Source organism: Acinetobacter sp. CIP 102637, assembly GCF_000368425.1.
Taxonomy (GTDB): Bacteria; Pseudomonadota; Gammaproteobacteria; order Pseudomonadales; family Moraxellaceae; genus Acinetobacter; species Acinetobacter parvus.
On record NZ_KB849435.1, the window covers coordinates 1,414,181 to 1,429,230 of the forward strand.

Sequence of the window (15,050 nt, forward strand, 5' to 3'; positions counted from 1 at the left end):
AAATGATCTATCAGTGGATGGTATCCATTGATGAGCCACGTTAAACTATAGCCACTCACATTGTGAACTCCCAAAGATTTGCTCAAGGATGAAAAAAATCGATGCGTACCTACCTTTTATGGCTATGGTTTGGCTTAGTTCTGGCATTACAAGGTTGTATGCATGCCGCTGTTCAACCTATCCCTACTCAAGTCAAGGACAGTGAATTAAAACAGCGTTATTATCAGGCAAAAACCATCGCTCCTGATGGCACGGTACTGGCGTTTACTGTTTATCAGCCACATTTAAAGGTCGGCCAAACTGCGCCTTTGTTATTGCATACGCATGGTTTTGGCTTGTCCCGTATGAAACGCCCTAGCCTGAGCCTGTATGGTTTTCTGCTACCGACTGGACAAGTGGCAAAAAAAGCCTGGCAAAATGGTTATTGGGTGATTAGTTATGACCAGCGTGGGCATGGCAATAGTCAGGGTAAAATTCGCCTTGCCGATCCTGAAAAGGAAGCTCAGGACGTCATCAGCATTATGAACTGGGCTGAACAGAATCTTCCTCAATTGGCAAAAAATCAGAACGGTGTCCGTGCAGGTATGATTGGTGAGTCCTATGCGGGTGGCATACAGTATTTGGTTTCCGCTTTAGATCCCCGTCTACAGGCGATTGTACCGATCACAACATGGTATGACATTATGAATAGCCTTGCCCCAAATGGCATTCCCAAAACTAACTGGATTGCATTCCTGAACCTGATTGGTGACTGGTGGAACTGGAACAAGTTTCATCCTGAACTCAAGCAGGCCTATGTCGATACCCAGCAAGGTCAATTAAAGGATTCTACCTATAACTTCCTTAAAACCCATCAGGCCAGCTGGTTTTGTGAACATGCCCAGGCACCAAAAGCAGATGCCCTGATTATTCAGGGATTTCGGGATGTATTGTTTCCATTTAATGAGGGAGTCAAAGCTGCACAATGTATTCAGCATGCCCAGCATGAGGTACATTTAATCGGTGTTCAAGGTGGTCATTTACAGCCTTTTGCCCAACATTCACCATTGGGCAACACACCATTTTGGTATATTGGCAAGTCAGTCAGTTGTGGCAATAAACAACACTATAATTTACAAGATACGATTATGGCGTGGTTTAACCAGAAGCTTAAAGATCAGACACCCATAACATTGCCTGAATTATGTATTGATCATAGCCCTGTAAATCATCTGAGTGATTTAACGCCTAGCACACACTACAGCATTGCCAAAACGTGGATTGCAGCAACACCAAAACAGGCGGTGTTTATTCCCATTCATAGCGCAACTCAAACCACTTATATGACGGGTTCACCACAGTTGACACTCAACATTGAGTCAAAGTCTGGGCAAATCGCCCCAACCCTGTTTATTTCCGTTGCAGTAAAATCAGCCAGGACGGGCAAATACCAGATTCTAAATGAACAGACTACACCCTTGAATCCAGCAAAAAAACGTCTTTATGATCAGGTGATACAGGGTTCATCACAGCAAGATGGTGAGGGTCAAAATATTGAACTTTCAAGTGTCAATGCAAAATTGCATAAAAATGATACTTTGGGTTTATTGATCAATAGTGAAAGTATCTATTATCAAAAAATCAGACAGCCTAAAATTGAGGCAGAGATTTCAGGGCAAATTGTTTTACCCAAACTTTGGAGTGAAACAGCGCAATAATCACTTTTTAAAGAGAAACTTTAGCTCGGGAGTGTAGCTTACCACTCCCGATTGGCAATCAACTCTTCCATTTCAATCTCCAAATATCCCGCCTCCTGCACAATCATCATCATGGCTTCAGCAATATAATCGGCAGCCGTATCATCCAGGCTTGAATCCAGATCATCAAACTGCGGTTTCATTTCGTTAATTTCAATCAGGGTTTGATGGGCGAAACGATAAATATCCGACTCAGATACGCCTGAACCAGTTACTTTTTTTGAGAATTGCTGAATATGCTGTTTGACTTCGGCCACCAGAATATCGGGATAATATTCATCATCAAACATGGGGAGGAGTAAATCTTCAAACATACACAATAAGATGTCAATAAAACGCCATGCTTATAGCATAATCTGCTGCAAATCACGAGATTTAGGCATTAAAAAAGCGGTTTTTCCGACCGCTTTTCATCAATTTAATCTCTAGTCCTTTTTAGCACTGAGATTTTTTGCGATTTTTGCCAATTCAACAAATTCCTCTCGCATTAAATAAGGATCGGGTTTGGCTGACTGCTGCGCCAGTTGAATAATCTGATCCCAGCCCATTGCACCATTATATTCTCCACCTTTTAACTGCTGGGCATAGGAAGCCACTGCAATCGCAAAACGGGTATCATTACTGGCTTGGGATAAAGATTTACGACCTACTGGCACAGAATGATTCAATAAAATACTTTTATCCTGATTCGGTAATTTATAACGCACATTGACAAAAGCATATTCCGAGGTATTTCCTGCACTGGTTTTTGTCGGGGTTTGGTAGCGTGAATCATTGAGCCAGCCTTGCTGCCCGACTGGAATGATCTCATAAATGGCAGTGACATTATGCCCCGCCCCAATATCACCTGCATCAACCTTGTCGTTATTAAAATCTTCCTGTTTCAGCATCCGATTTTCATAGCCGACCAAACGGTATTCTTTTACAGTCGCTGGATTAAACTCGACCTGAATCTTGACATCCTGCGCTACTGTCGCAAGTGTGGATGAAAGCTGACGCTGCACCACTTTCTTGGCTTCATTCTTATTGTCGATATAACTGTAATTACCATCGCCCGCATCAGCAAGCTGCTCCATCAGTTGCTCATTATAGTTGCCTGTGCCGAAACCCAACGTGGTGAGTGAAATACCACTTTTGCGCTTTTCCGCCACCATGCCTTTTAGGGTACTAAAATCGGTGATCCCGACATTAAAGTCACCATCCGTTGCCAGCAAAATCCGATTGATGCCATTTTTCAGCATGGCTTTTTCTGCCTGCTGATAGGCCAGTTGAATCGCCTGCTCGCCTGCGGTTGCACCACTCGCCTGCAAAGCATCAATCACACGCAAAATCTTGTCTTTTTGATCGCCCGAAGTAGGTTCCAAAACCAGTTTTTCACCACTGGCATAGGTAATAATCGTGACCTTATCTTGCGGACGTAGTTGCTCAGTCAATAAACGTAGAGTTTGCTTAACCAAGGGCAATTTATCTGGGGCATCCATACTGCCTGAGACATCGACAAGGAAAACCAGATTGGCTGGTGCTAACTGTTTGGTTGCCAAGTCTTTGGCTTGAATCCCGATCTTGATCAGTTTGGCATGTTGTTTCCAGGGTGAATCAACAGTTTCAGTCGTGACCGAGAATGGGTGAATACTATTTGGCTGTGGATATTGATAATCAAAATAATTGATCATTTCCTCAGCACGAACCGCATCGACTGGCGGTAAACGCCCATCATTCAGGAAACGGCGAGTATTGCTATAACTGCCTGTATCAACATCAATGCTAAAGGTTGAAACTGCCTGATCTGCAACCCGATGCACAGGATTCACATCATTTTTCTGATATTTTTCGGTGTTTTGTTGCAAACGCTGGCGTTCCATTGCAGGTGCGGGCATGGCTGCAATTGCCAATACAGGACGTGGTGCAACCATACGTTTCATATTTGCGGCCATCGCGCGATCATGGGCTTTCATTGCAACTTCACGATGCTGTGATTCAACTGATTGACAAGCGGCAATCATGCTGCCAAGTACGGTTAAAGCAAATATTTTTGCAAGATGATGCATTTTTCATTTCCCCAATTTTATTTATCTTTTCAAATGTATGGCTAGATCACAATCATTGTATGCAAAAAAAGAAAGATACACCGTATTTGAATGTATCCTGATCTTCATAATCGCACTTTGCTGTCTTATTTTGATTGATTATTCAATCGCATAATTAATGGTCACCACCACACGGGCAATTTTATTAATGGTAGCTTTATCATAGGCTCCACCATAATCACTATCTTCATCCGAACCACTTTCAGGCAAAATATAAAATGCACCCTGACTGGCTGAACGCATGCTACCCACTTTCGCACCACCGACCTTGGCAAATTCATTGGCACGGCTATAGGCATTTTTGGTGGCATTGGCAATCAATGACATTTTAATTTCTTCTAAATTAGACACCAGATAATCAGGTTTTTGGGCAATTGCAATGCCTTTTTCATCCAGCAAATACGCATCTTTGGCTGCCTTTTCAATCTTTTGAATATCACGACTGTTGATCACCAAAGACTGCATTGCAATATAGCCTTTAAACTCACGTCGGGTTCGTCCCTCATCCGTCTCCACCTCTTCATAATAAGACTGGGAACTCTTATTACCCAATTGCATATCAGCGGCTTTAAACCCATGCTCAACAAAGAAACCCTGCAAGGTTTTCATTTGCTGATCAAGTAACTGATAGGCCTGTGGAATACTTTCTGAAGTGTGGCTGGTTTGCAGGTTAATTTCCCAACGGGCCGAATCTGCCTGAATCGGTTTTTCTGCCAGTCCCTTGACGGTAATTGAATTACTGCTGTTATTAAACTGCTTCACGGCATAGCCAATCACCGCAGCCGAAACAATAAATCCTAGACTGAGAATGAGTGCAAACACCCACAAGCTTTTATATGTAATTGTTTTATTTTCCATTTTTAAAAATTACTCATCTGATATATTTATGGAGCAAGCCAATAGAATCTTACGGTTGTATCAATACCCTAAACTATTATTGATTGAACATCATTTTCCAGACGTTAATGGCATCACTGGTCGCTTTGACATCGTGCGCACGGACAATACTGGCACCCTGCTGAATACTCATTAGATGTCCTGCAACACTGCCCACTGCACGTTCTTGTGCAGGTATACCATTTAAGGCTTCACCAATAAAACGCTTACGGGACAAACCTGACAAGATCGGATAGCCCATCTGGTTCAGCTTCCAGAATTCATTTAATAATTGAAAATTCTGTTGAGCATTTTTAGCAAAACCAAAACCAGGATCAAGGATGATATTGTATTTTTTGATTCCCATTTCGAGTGCCTGATCCAAGCGTTGCTCTAACTCATACATCACATCTTCTGTGACATTTGTATATTGATCAAGCTGGTTCATATTGGTTGGTTCACCACGCATATGCATCAATATCACAGGAATATTCAACTCAGCAGCCGTTTCCAATGCTTGCGGACGGGTTAAGGCACGAACATCATTCCAGATATGTGCGCCCGCTTTTACAGCAGCACGAATTACTTCTGGCTGGCTGGTATCTATTGAAATAACAACATCATATTTTGCCAATGCTTCCACCACAGGAATCACACGCTGAATTTCTTCCTCAAGCTCAACAGGTGACGCATTGGGGCGCGTGGATTCTCCACCAATATCAATAATGCTTGCACCCTCTTCTATCATCTGTAAAGCACGTTGAACGGCCTGTTCCTTATGATGATGCTGTCCACCATCACTGAAAGAATCAGGGGTGACATTGAGAATACCCATAATCTGTGGCTGGGATAAATCCAGTATAAAACGACCACAGTGTAACTGGCACTGTGGTAATGGCATCAACTGCATTATCAAAAAACTCTTAACACTTTACGAATCACTTTATTTTAACAAGACTGTCCTAAGAACATTGTTGATTTATTTTCAGCTTGGCTAAAATAAGGACAAAAAAAGAGCCGCTTTTAGCGACTCTTCTTGATTTCAACCATTAGCCCATTGCTGGTAATGGTGGTGGTGTAGATGGACCATCTTTCGGTGGTTCAAATGCAGCCACTGGATTTTCAGGAATATAGACCTTAGGTGGTTGTGGTTCACGACCTTCCATAATGTCACGGATTTGATCACGATCAATCGTTTCCCAATCCATCAGTGCTTTCACCATTGCATGCGCGATATCTTTATTATTTTCCAAGATATTACGTGCAACGGTATATTGCTCATCCAAAATACGACGTACTTCTTCATCTACTTTTTGTTGAGTCGCTTCTGAAATGGTACGACTACCAACATTGCCGAAGAAACCACTCTGGTTTTCGTCCTCATACACCATGACACCAAGCGCATCTGACATACCATATTTGGTGACCATTGCACGTGCCATCTTAGTTGCACGTTCAAAGTCATTGGATGCACCAGTTGACATGCGGTTGATGAAGATTTCTTCCGCAATACGACCACCAAACAGGATTGAAAGTTCATTCAACATCTTGTCTTTATAATGGCTGGTCTGGTCTTGTTCAGGAAGCTGCCAAGTCACGCCCAATGCCCAACCACGTGGCATAATCGTTACCTTATGCACAGGATCTGTACCTGGTAGGATTTCAGCAACAATCGCATGTCCAGCTTCATGGTAGGCCGTTGCGCGACGCTCTTCTTCACGGATCACCATCGACTTACGCTCAGGACCCATGTAGATCTTGTCTTTTGCATCTTCAAAGTCATGCATGTCAACCGTATTTTTATTACGGCGGGCAGCAAACAATGCAGCTTCATTCACCAAATTCGCAAGTTGCGCACCAGAGAAACCAGGCGTACCACGGGCAAGAATCTTAACATCCACACCAGTCACTGAAGGAAGTTTCTTCAAGTGAACATTCAGAATTTGCTCACGACCACGGATGTCTGGCAGACCCACCATCACCTGACGGTCAAAACGACCTGGACGAAGCAAGGCTTTATCAAGCACATCGACACGGTTGGTTGCGGCAATGACGATCACGCCTTCATTACCCTCAAAACCGTCCATCTCAACAAGCATCTGGTTCAGGGTTTGTTCACGCTCATCATGACCACCCCCTGTACCTGAACCACGGTGACGACCCACCGCATCAATCTCATCAATAAAGATGATACATGGTGCATGGCGTTTTGCCTGTTCGAACATATCGCGAACACGGGACGCACCCACACCAACAAACATCTCAACAAAGTCAGAACCAGAGATACTGAAGAAAGGAACCTTGGCTTCACCCGCAATGGCTTTTGCCAATAATGTTTTACCTGTACCTGGAGGACCCACCATCAATACACCACGAGGAATGGTTGCACCAAGACGCTTAAATTTAGCAGGGTCTTTCAGGAAATCTACAATTTCAACCACTTCCTGTTTTGCTTCGTCACAGCCTGCAACATCAGCAAATGTGACCTTGATCTGGTCTTCAGACAGCATTTTTGCCTTTGACTTGCCAAAGCTCATCGGACCGTTTTTACCACCAGCACCACCGCCCATATTACGCATGAAGAACATGAACAACAGGATGATCAGTAATACAGGGAAACTCGCAATAAGAAGTTGCATCAAAATGCCCTGGCGTTGTGGTGCTGTGCCCTCAACCACTACATTTTGTTTGTTCAAGCTTGGTAGCAACTCAGTGTCTTCTACTTGTGGGCGAACCGTCTCAAATGAAGAACCATTGGTTTTCTCACCACTGATATTCAATCCATCAATGGTGACCTGTTTAATTTGCCCAGCATTTACCGCTGCAACGAAATCTGAATATTTCATCGCTGCAGGCTTATTGCGGTCACTGACGTTGCTAAAAATCAAAATCAGAACACCGAGTATGATGAGCCACAATACGGCATTCTTGAAGTAATCGCTCAAGGCTTTATTCCCATATCAATCTAATTTGATCATACCTAATCTTGGCTGACCTTCACAAAAACAGCAATGAATTTGCGTTGCAAAAAACTTAAAAGGTACAAAATGCACAATTTTTAACATCTTGGCAAGTACACTTTTTATTGCAATGCCTTTTTACGACCCTGTCCAATCAAAAAAACCTCTTTTGACCGAGCGCGTGACGCCGCAGGTTTGGCTGTTTTTAATACATCAAAACCATCAACCACCTGTTTTCTAAACTCATCAAATCCTGAACCCTGGAACACCTTAACCACAAACTGTCCATTTGGTCCTAAAACTTTCTGAGCAAAATCCAGTGCCAACTCACACAAATAAATTTGGCGTGGCTGGTCGACAGCCCTATTACCTGATGTATTGGGGGCCATATCAGAAATTACAATATCTACCTGACGACCATTTAAAATATTTAACAATTTTTCGAAGACTTCCTCTTCCCTAAAGTCACCCTGTAAAAAGGTCACATCTGGAAGCGCATCCATTGGCAGGATATCCGATGCAATCACCAAACCATTGGCACCGACCAACTTACCTGCGATCTGTGACCAGCTACCAGGCGCCGCGCCCAGATCGACAACGGTCATGCCAGGTTTAATCAGTTTATATTTTTCTTGGATTTCGAGTAACTTATATGCTGCGCGTGCGCGATACCCCTCTTTCTGCGCCTTTTTAACAAAAGGATCATCCAGATGCTCTCTCATCCACGCACGACTGCTTTTCGACAATTTTTGATTGGTAATGCGTGTCGCCATAACTCACTAAATTTCAAAACACTTCTGATTGGTCATTGTACGTGAAAATTACTCTCATTACAGTACGGATGTAGCGTAATCACACGAACTTTTACAGATTTTTTTCGATCAACATCATTGGTTATTTCAACAGTTTTCTGAATATTTATGATCAGTCTGCCTACTGAATCTATCTTAGGTTTGGGATGCAGGCTATACTAGGTCGTTTTTCAAATCAGGTATTTTTAATGGCGGCTTTATCTATCCATGAACGTAAGCGTTTGCGTCAAATTGGTCATGCACTTAACCCAGTTGTAATGGTTGGTAGCCACGGTCTTACAGAAAACGTCATTGAAGAAACGAATCGTGCGCTAAATGACCATGAACTGATTAAGGTGAAAGTTGCGGGTGAAGACCGTGAGGCGCGTGCGGCAGTGATTGATGCCCTTGTTGAGGCGACTGGTGCGGAATCGGTACAGAAAATTGGTAAAATTGTTTTGCTTTATAAAAAGGCAGCCAAACAAAACCAACATCTTTCCAACCTCGTTCGTTTTGCTCACCTCAGTAATAACTAAGCAATGGCAAGTTATGAATTGTCGGCTTTTGATCGCTTTAACGCCATTACGGTGGTTGGGGCGATTGAGCAGCAAACACCAGCAACTGTGAATGTTGGTTTCTGGGTGCGTGACCCAAATCAGTTTCTGATTTATCCCGATCAGGTTTCGGCACATCCCCGCCGTGACTTTTTATGGGAAGAGACCTGCTTTGAGATTTTTATTGGTGTGAAAGATGAAGATTTCTATCGTGAAATCAATCTCTCCCCCTCTCAGGCATGGCAGGCCTATCAATTTGAAGAATATCGCTTTCCAGAAAATATGCCGCCCGTAGCTGCCTATGATATTGAGTTGAACCATTTACAACGTACCCACTATGGCTTAAATGTCAGTGTGGATTTATCCCAGTTTATGCAGCAAAATAAATTGAAATGGGCTGACCTGTATCTTGGTTTAACTGCAGTGTTAAATACCACTCAAGGCATGCATTACTTTGCAATGCAGCATAGCAGCCCTCAGGCAGATTTCCATAACAAACGGGATTGGCTGCATCAGTTTTAACTTTTTTTAATAAGTCTAAAAAACAAAAAAGCGAGAACTCAATTCTCGCTTTTTTATTGGCAAGCGATGACTTAGCTTGCACGCACCTTATTCCAGGCTTCAACTGCTTGTTCTTTGGTACGTTTAAAGCTCTCAGTCAAAGTGTCTTTGTGTTTTACTGAAATCTGGCTAATGTCATCTTTCAGTTCTTTGCTGACTTTGCTTAAGTCTTCAACCAAAGCGTTTAACTCAGTTTTCAAGGCATTCTTAAATTCAACCAAGTCTTCTTGAGACAAGTTAAACTGACCCTTGATCACTTCAATACGCTGTAAAATGTCTTGCTTGATTTGTGCAAACTGATTTTGAACAGCATCATTGAGTTCTTTTGCTTCAGCTTCAATTTTTTCCTGAGTTTCAGCAATGACTTCTTTCGCCTGTTCCTGAGTCTCAGCAATCACTTCTTTCGCCTTTGCGGTTTTTTCAGCAACAACCTCTTTCGCCTTTGCCGTTTTCTCAGCTACAGCTTCTTTGACTTCTGCCGTCTTTTCCGCCACAGCTTCTTTAGCTTTTGCAGTTTTTTCAACAACAACATCTTTCACTTCTTCAGTTGCAGGTGCGGTTTTTGTCTCAGCCATCTTGATTCCCCTCTATATTGATCGTTGATTTTTTGGCTATATATAAGATAAAGCGCTTTCCACCTAAAGCCCTAAAAAATTGTTAGACAATTTGCATAATATCTCATGATATATTTATAAGAATGACTGATTTTGCAATAGACACCTGTCCATTTAAACTTATAAAAGAAAAACACCAATTCCTGAGTTTAATAGACAAAACACATAGACTTTTCACCTACTCATGCGTATAATGCGCTGTTAAGTTACAAGCGAGCAGACTGGAAGGAGGGGCATGTTTTTAAAGACAGCCTGCCTTTTTTTATGTCTTCTCGCTTTTTTACAGCCCTATTTTTGTGGTTTTAGTTCAGGAGCTTTGGTTTGAGCACCCCCGCCATTTTAGCCCTCGCAGATGGAACGATCTTTAAAGGAACGTCTATCGGTGCATCGGGTAGTACGACTGGTGAAGTCGTTTTTAATACAGCCATGACTGGCTACCAGGAAATTTTGACTGACCCAAGTTATGCGCAACAAATTGTGACGCTGACTTATCCCCATATTGGAAATACAGGCTGTAATAGCGAAGACGTTGAATCTGGTCGCATCCATAAAGTATGGGCGAACGGTTTAATTATTCGTGATCTTCCTTTATTACACAGCAATTTCCGTGCTGAACAATCGCTGAGCGAATACCTTGAACAACACAATGTTGTTGCCATCGCTGATATTGACACGCGTAAATTGACACGTATTTTACGTGACAAAGGCGCGCAAAACGGTTGCATCCTTGCTGGCGAAAATATCACTGAAGAAGAGGCGATTGCGAAAGCGCGTGCCTTCGGTGGTTTAAATGGTTTAGACCTTGCAAAAGAATGCTGTGATCCTGAGGGCTTTGAATGGACTGAAGGTTCCTGGGCTTTAGGTCAAGGCTTTGCTCAACCTGAATTTAAATTTCATGTCGTTGCATACGATTATGGTGTCAAAACCAACATCTTACGTATGCTCGCAGACCGTGGTTGTAAATTAACAGTTGTTCCTGCACAAACTCCTGCGGAGAAAGTGCTCGCGTTGAATCCAGATGGCGTGTTCCTGTCAAATGGTCCTGGTGATCCAGCGGCATGTGACTATGCCATTGAAGCAGTAAAAACGATTGTTGAAACTACGACTTTACCTGTATTTGGTATTTGTTTAGGTCACCAGATTTTGGCGCTCGCTTCTGGCGCGAAAACCATGAAAATGAATCATGGACATCATGGTGCGAACCATCCTGTACAAAATCTTGACCCTCTCAGCGAACATCACGGTACAGTGATGATCACTTCGCAGAACCACGGCTTTGCTGTCGATGAAAGTACTTTACCTGCAAACTTAAAAGTGACACATCGTTCACTGTTTGATGGTACAAACCAAGGTATCCATCGTACTGACAAACCAGCATTCAGCTTCCAGGGTCACCCTGAAGCCAGCCCTGGTCCACATGACTGTGCCCCATTGTTCGATCATTTTATTCACTTGATTGAGCAGGCTAAAAAATGATGTTTAAGATGAATATTGCGACTACTCGAAGCATAGCTTCTCGTCTTGCGTTCGGACGGAGCTTCGCTCCGCTTTACCCTCACTCAGGAGCGAATAATGCCTAAACGTACGGATATTAAAAGCATCTTAATTATTGGTGCTGGTCCTATTGTCATTGGTCAGGCGTGTGAGTTTGACTACTCAGGTGCGCAAGCATGTAAGGCGCTTCGTGAAGAAGGCTACCGTGTTATTTTGGTCAACTCGAATCCAGCGACCATCATGACTGACCCTTCAATGGCAGATGCAACCTATATCGAGCCAATCACCTGGCAGACAGTTGCACAGATCATTGAAAAAGAACGTCCAGATGCGGTTCTCCCAACGATGGGCGGTCAAACAGCATTAAACTGCGCACTTGCACTCGATGCCAACGGTATTTTAGAAAAATACAATGTTGAATTGATTGGTGCATCTAAAGAAGCGATTGAAAAAGCAGAAGATCGTAAACTGTTTGACATCGCCATGCGTAAAATCGGCTTGGAATGTCCTCGTGCCGATGTTGCTGAAAGTATGGAACATGCACTGGAAATTCAGTCACGTTTCGGCTTCCCAGTGATCATTCGTCCATCATTTACCATGGGTGGTTCTGGTGGCGGTATCGCATACAATAAAGAAGAATTTATTGAAATCTGCGAACGTGGTTTCGATCTTTCTCCAACTAAACAATTATTGATTGATGAATCTTTAATTGGTTGGAAAGAATACGAAATGGAAGTTGTTCGTGACAAAAACGACAACTGTATCATCGTATGTGCGATTGAAAACTTTGACCCAATGGGCGTACACACAGGCGACTCAATCACGGTTGCCCCTGCGCAAACATTGACAGATAAAGAATATCAAATCATGCGTAATGCATCGGTTGCGGTTCTTCGTGAAATCGGTGTTGAAACAGGTGGTTCAAACGTTCAATTCGGTATTAACCCGAAAGACGGTCGTATGGTTGTGATTGAGATGAACCCTCGTGTTTCTCGTTCATCTGCGCTTGCATCTAAAGCAACAGGTTTCCCGATTGCGAAAATCGCGGCAAAACTTGCAGTTGGCTATACCCTTGATGAATTGAAAAATGACATCACAGGCGGTATCACACCTGCAAGCTTCGAACCAGCAATTGACTATGTTGTCACCAAGATTCCTCGCTTCAACTTCGAAAAATTCCCACAAGCTGAGCCTGTATTGACGACTCAGATGAAATCTGTGGGCGAAGTGATGGCAATTGGTCGTAACTTCCAAGAATCTGTTCAAAAAGCACTTCGTGGTCTTGAAGTAGGTGTCAGCGGCTTTGATGAAAAAATCGAAGTTGGTACGGCTAATGCCAAAGATATCATCTTAAAAGAACTTAAAGTTCCAGGCCCTGAGCGAATTTGGTATGTAGCTGATGCATTCCGTCATGGTTTCTCATTAGATGACGTATTCGAAGCAACTAAGATCGATCCTTGGTTCTTGATCCAAATCGAAGACATCGTTAAAACTGAAGCTCAAGTGAAAACTTTAGGCTTTGGCGATTTAAATGCTGACAATATCCGTTCGTTCAAACGCAAAGGTTTATCTGACCTTCGTATTGCGGACTTGATGGGTATTTCACAAAAGCAATTCCGTAAACAACGTTGGAACTTGGGTGTCTATCCAGTTTACAAACGTGTTGATACTTGTGCAGCCGAGTTTGAATCTGGCACAGCGTACATGTACTCAACTTACGACGAAGAATGTGAAGCCAATCCATCGAACCGTGACAAAATCATGGTGATTGGTGGTGGTCCGAACCGTATTGGTCAAGGGATCGAGTTTGATTACTGCTGTGTACACGCTGCCCTAGCTATGCGTGATGACGGTTACGAAACAATCATGGTGAACTGTAACCCTGAAACTGTTTCTACCGACTATGACACATCAGATCGTTTGTACTTCGAACCTGTAACATTGGAAGATGTACTTGAAATCGTACGTACAGAGAAGCCTAAAGGCGTAATCGTACAGTACGGTGGTCAAACACCATTGAAATTGGCGCGTGCTTTAGAAGAAGCAGGTACACCGATTATTGGAACTTCACCTGATGCGATTGACCGTGCAGAAGACCGTGAACGTTTCCAGCAAATGATTCAACGTCTACAGCTTCGCCAACCAAACAACAGCATCGTTAAATCTGCTGAAGAAGGTATTTCAGAAGCGGCTAAAGTCGGTTATCCATTGGTTGTTCGTCCATCTTATGTATTGGGTGGTCGTGCAATGGAAATCGTGTATAACGAAGACGAGTTAAAACGTTATCTTCGTGAAGCGGTTCAGGCATCGAATGAAGCCCCTGTTCTACTTGACCGTTTCCTTGACGATGCAACTGAAGTTGACGTTGACTGCGTATCTGACGGTAAAGATGTTGTGATCGGCGGTATCATGCAGCACATTGAACAAGCAGGGATTCACTCAGGTGACTCAGCATGTTCGATTCCTCCTTACTCGCTTTCACAAGAAGTTCAGGATGAAATGCGTCGCCAAACTGTTGCAATGGCAAAAGAACTTGGCGTAATCGGCTTGATGAACGTTCAGTTTGCCGTAAAGGGTGATGATATTTACATCCTTGAAGTGAACCCACGTGCATCCCGTACTGTTCCATTCGTATCAAAATGTATTGGTGAGTCTTTAGCAAAAGTTGCTGCACGTTGTATGGCGGGTCAATCCCTTGAGTCACAAGGTTTCACCAAGGAAATCATTCCGACCCACTTTGCAGTGAAAGAAGCGGTGTTCCCGTTTGCTAAATTCCAGGGTGTTGACCCAATTCTTGGCCCTGAGATGAAGTCTACAGGCGAAGTGATGGGTGTTGGTACAACATTTGGTGAAGCTTTCTATAAGGCTGTACTTGGCTCAAATGAACGTTTACCAGGTTTGCCGACTGAAGGTGAAGTGAAGCATGCATTCCTGTCAGTTCGTGAATCGGACAAGAAACACATTGCAAACATTGCCAAGCAGTTAATCCAGTATGGCTTTAAACTGGTTGCAACAGGTGGTACCTATCGCGTGCTTAAAGAAGCAGGTTTGGAATGTGAAGCTGTGAATAAAGTCACCGAAGGTCGTCCACATATTGTAGACCGCTTGAAAAATGGTGAGATTCATCTTATTGTCAACACAACTGAAGGCAAACAGGCTCAATATGATTCTGCAATGATTCGTCGTGCTGCCCTACAAGGCAAAGTGTATTACACCACGACCATTAATGGTGCTGAGGCTGTTTGCCAAGCATTTGCCGTGAAATTACCAATGGATGTTTACCGCTTGCAAGATTTACAAACTGTAGGTTAATTCTGTACCGATAAGCCCCGCCACCTTATCGGTGGCGGGCTTTTTCTTTTTTTAATCCTGTATTT

Annotated in this window: 12 protein-coding genes; 5 read left to right on the forward strand and 7 right to left on the reverse strand. The window is 43.1% G+C overall.

Translation table 11 applies throughout. The features are described 5' to 3' along the window. Positions 1-101: 101 nt before the first annotated feature. Complete coding sequence (locus F967_RS09825) at positions 102-1,697, forward strand: CocE/NonD family hydrolase (protein ID WP_004799637.1); 1,596 nt, start codon at positions 102-104, stop codon at positions 1,695-1,697. Positions 1,698-1,735: 38 nt separating this feature from the next. Here F967_RS09825 and F967_RS09830 read toward each other — a convergent pair whose 3' ends face one another. From F967_RS09830 to rlmE, 6 genes are all read right to left on the reverse strand, one after another. After that, on the reverse strand, positions 1,736-2,050 hold the full coding sequence (locus F967_RS09830; RefSeq protein WP_004682756.1) for a DUF5713 family protein: 315 nt from the start codon (positions 2,048-2,050) through the stop codon (positions 1,736-1,738). A gap of 111 nt (positions 2,051-2,161) precedes the next feature. Then, positions 2,162-3,784, reverse strand: a complete 1,623-nt coding sequence (locus tag F967_RS09835; protein WP_004799639.1) for a vWA domain-containing protein — start codon at positions 3,782-3,784, stop codon at positions 2,162-2,164. A gap of 138 nt (positions 3,785-3,922) precedes the next feature. Next, on the reverse strand, positions 3,923-4,681 hold the full coding sequence (locus F967_RS09840) for an SIMPL domain-containing protein (RefSeq protein WP_004682758.1): 759 nt from the start codon (positions 4,679-4,681) through the stop codon (positions 3,923-3,925). A 76-nt stretch (positions 4,682-4,757) separates the two neighbouring features. Beyond that, complete coding sequence (gene folP, locus F967_RS09845) at positions 4,758-5,609, reverse strand: dihydropteroate synthase (protein WP_004682759.1); 852 nt, start codon at positions 5,607-5,609, stop codon at positions 4,758-4,760. A gap of 139 nt (positions 5,610-5,748) precedes the next feature. Continuing rightward, positions 5,749-7,644, reverse strand: a complete 1,896-nt coding sequence (gene ftsH / locus F967_RS09850; protein WP_004676659.1) for an ATP-dependent zinc metalloprotease FtsH — start codon at positions 7,642-7,644, stop codon at positions 5,749-5,751. Positions 7,645-7,781: 137 nt separating this feature from the next. Then, on the reverse strand, positions 7,782-8,432 hold the full coding sequence (gene rlmE / locus F967_RS09855; protein ID WP_004676658.1) for a 23S rRNA (uridine(2552)-2'-O)-methyltransferase RlmE: 651 nt from the start codon (positions 8,430-8,432) through the stop codon (positions 7,782-7,784). A 227-nt stretch (positions 8,433-8,659) separates the two neighbouring features. On the opposite strand from rlmE, the gene yhbY reads away from it, so the two are divergent. Together yhbY and F967_RS09865 are read left to right on the forward strand one after the other, a co-directional pair. Further along, on the forward strand, positions 8,660-8,986 hold the full coding sequence (gene yhbY / locus F967_RS09860) for a ribosome assembly RNA-binding protein YhbY (RefSeq protein WP_010589156.1): 327 nt from the start codon (positions 8,660-8,662) through the stop codon (positions 8,984-8,986). A gap of 3 nt (positions 8,987-8,989) precedes the next feature. After that, the gene (locus F967_RS09865) at positions 8,990-9,526 is read left to right on the forward strand and encodes a DOMON-like domain-containing protein (RefSeq protein WP_004799643.1); all 537 of its coding nucleotides are present in this window, start codon (positions 8,990-8,992) and stop codon (positions 9,524-9,526) included. A gap of 71 nt (positions 9,527-9,597) precedes the next feature. On the opposite strand, the gene F967_RS09870 is transcribed toward F967_RS09865, so the two are convergent. Beyond that, complete coding sequence (locus F967_RS09870) at positions 9,598-10,140, reverse strand: hypothetical protein (protein ID WP_004682762.1); 543 nt, start codon at positions 10,138-10,140, stop codon at positions 9,598-9,600. Between the two features lie 360 nt (positions 10,141-10,500). Between F967_RS09870 and carA the strand changes: the two genes are divergently transcribed. Both carA and carB read left to right on the forward strand, forming a co-directional pair. Further along, on the forward strand, positions 10,501-11,655 hold the full coding sequence (gene carA, locus F967_RS09875) for a glutamine-hydrolyzing carbamoyl-phosphate synthase small subunit (protein ID WP_004757565.1): 1,155 nt from the start codon (positions 10,501-10,503) through the stop codon (positions 11,653-11,655). Between the two features lie 96 nt (positions 11,656-11,751). After that, the gene (gene carB, locus F967_RS09880; protein ID WP_004799645.1) at positions 11,752-14,985 is read left to right on the forward strand and encodes a carbamoyl-phosphate synthase large subunit; all 3,234 of its coding nucleotides are present in this window, start codon (positions 11,752-11,754) and stop codon (positions 14,983-14,985) included. Positions 14,986-15,050: the final 65 nt, after the last annotated feature.

Coding starts and splice junctions, on each gene's coding strand:
- yhbY (WP_010589156.1), top strand. CDS start 8,660: ATGGCGGCTTTATCTATCCATGAACGTAAGCGTTTGCGTCAAATTGGT.
- F967_RS09840 (WP_004682758.1), bottom strand. CDS start 4,681: ATGGAAAATAAAACAATTACATATAAAAGCTTGTGGGTGTTTGCACTC.
- F967_RS09835 (WP_004799639.1), bottom strand. CDS start 3,784: ATGCATCATCTTGCAAAAATATTTGCTTTAACCGTACTTGGCAGCATG.
- F967_RS09825 (WP_004799637.1), top strand. CDS start 102: ATGCGTACCTACCTTTTATGGCTATGGTTTGGCTTAGTTCTGGCATTA.
- rlmE (WP_004676658.1), bottom strand. CDS start 8,432: ATGGCGACACGCATTACCAATCAAAAATTGTCGAAAAGCAGTCGTGCG.
- F967_RS09830 (WP_004682756.1), bottom strand. CDS start 2,050: ATGTTTGAAGATTTACTCCTCCCCATGTTTGATGATGAATATTATCCC.
- F967_RS09870 (WP_004682762.1), bottom strand. CDS start 10,140: ATGGCTGAGACAAAAACCGCACCTGCAACTGAAGAAGTGAAAGATGTT.
- F967_RS09865 (WP_004799643.1), top strand. CDS start 8,990: ATGGCAAGTTATGAATTGTCGGCTTTTGATCGCTTTAACGCCATTACG.
- carB (WP_004799645.1), top strand. CDS start 11,752: ATGCCTAAACGTACGGATATTAAAAGCATCTTAATTATTGGTGCTGGT.
- folP (WP_004682759.1), bottom strand. CDS start 5,609: ATGCAGTTGATGCCATTACCACAGTGCCAGTTACACTGTGGTCGTTTT.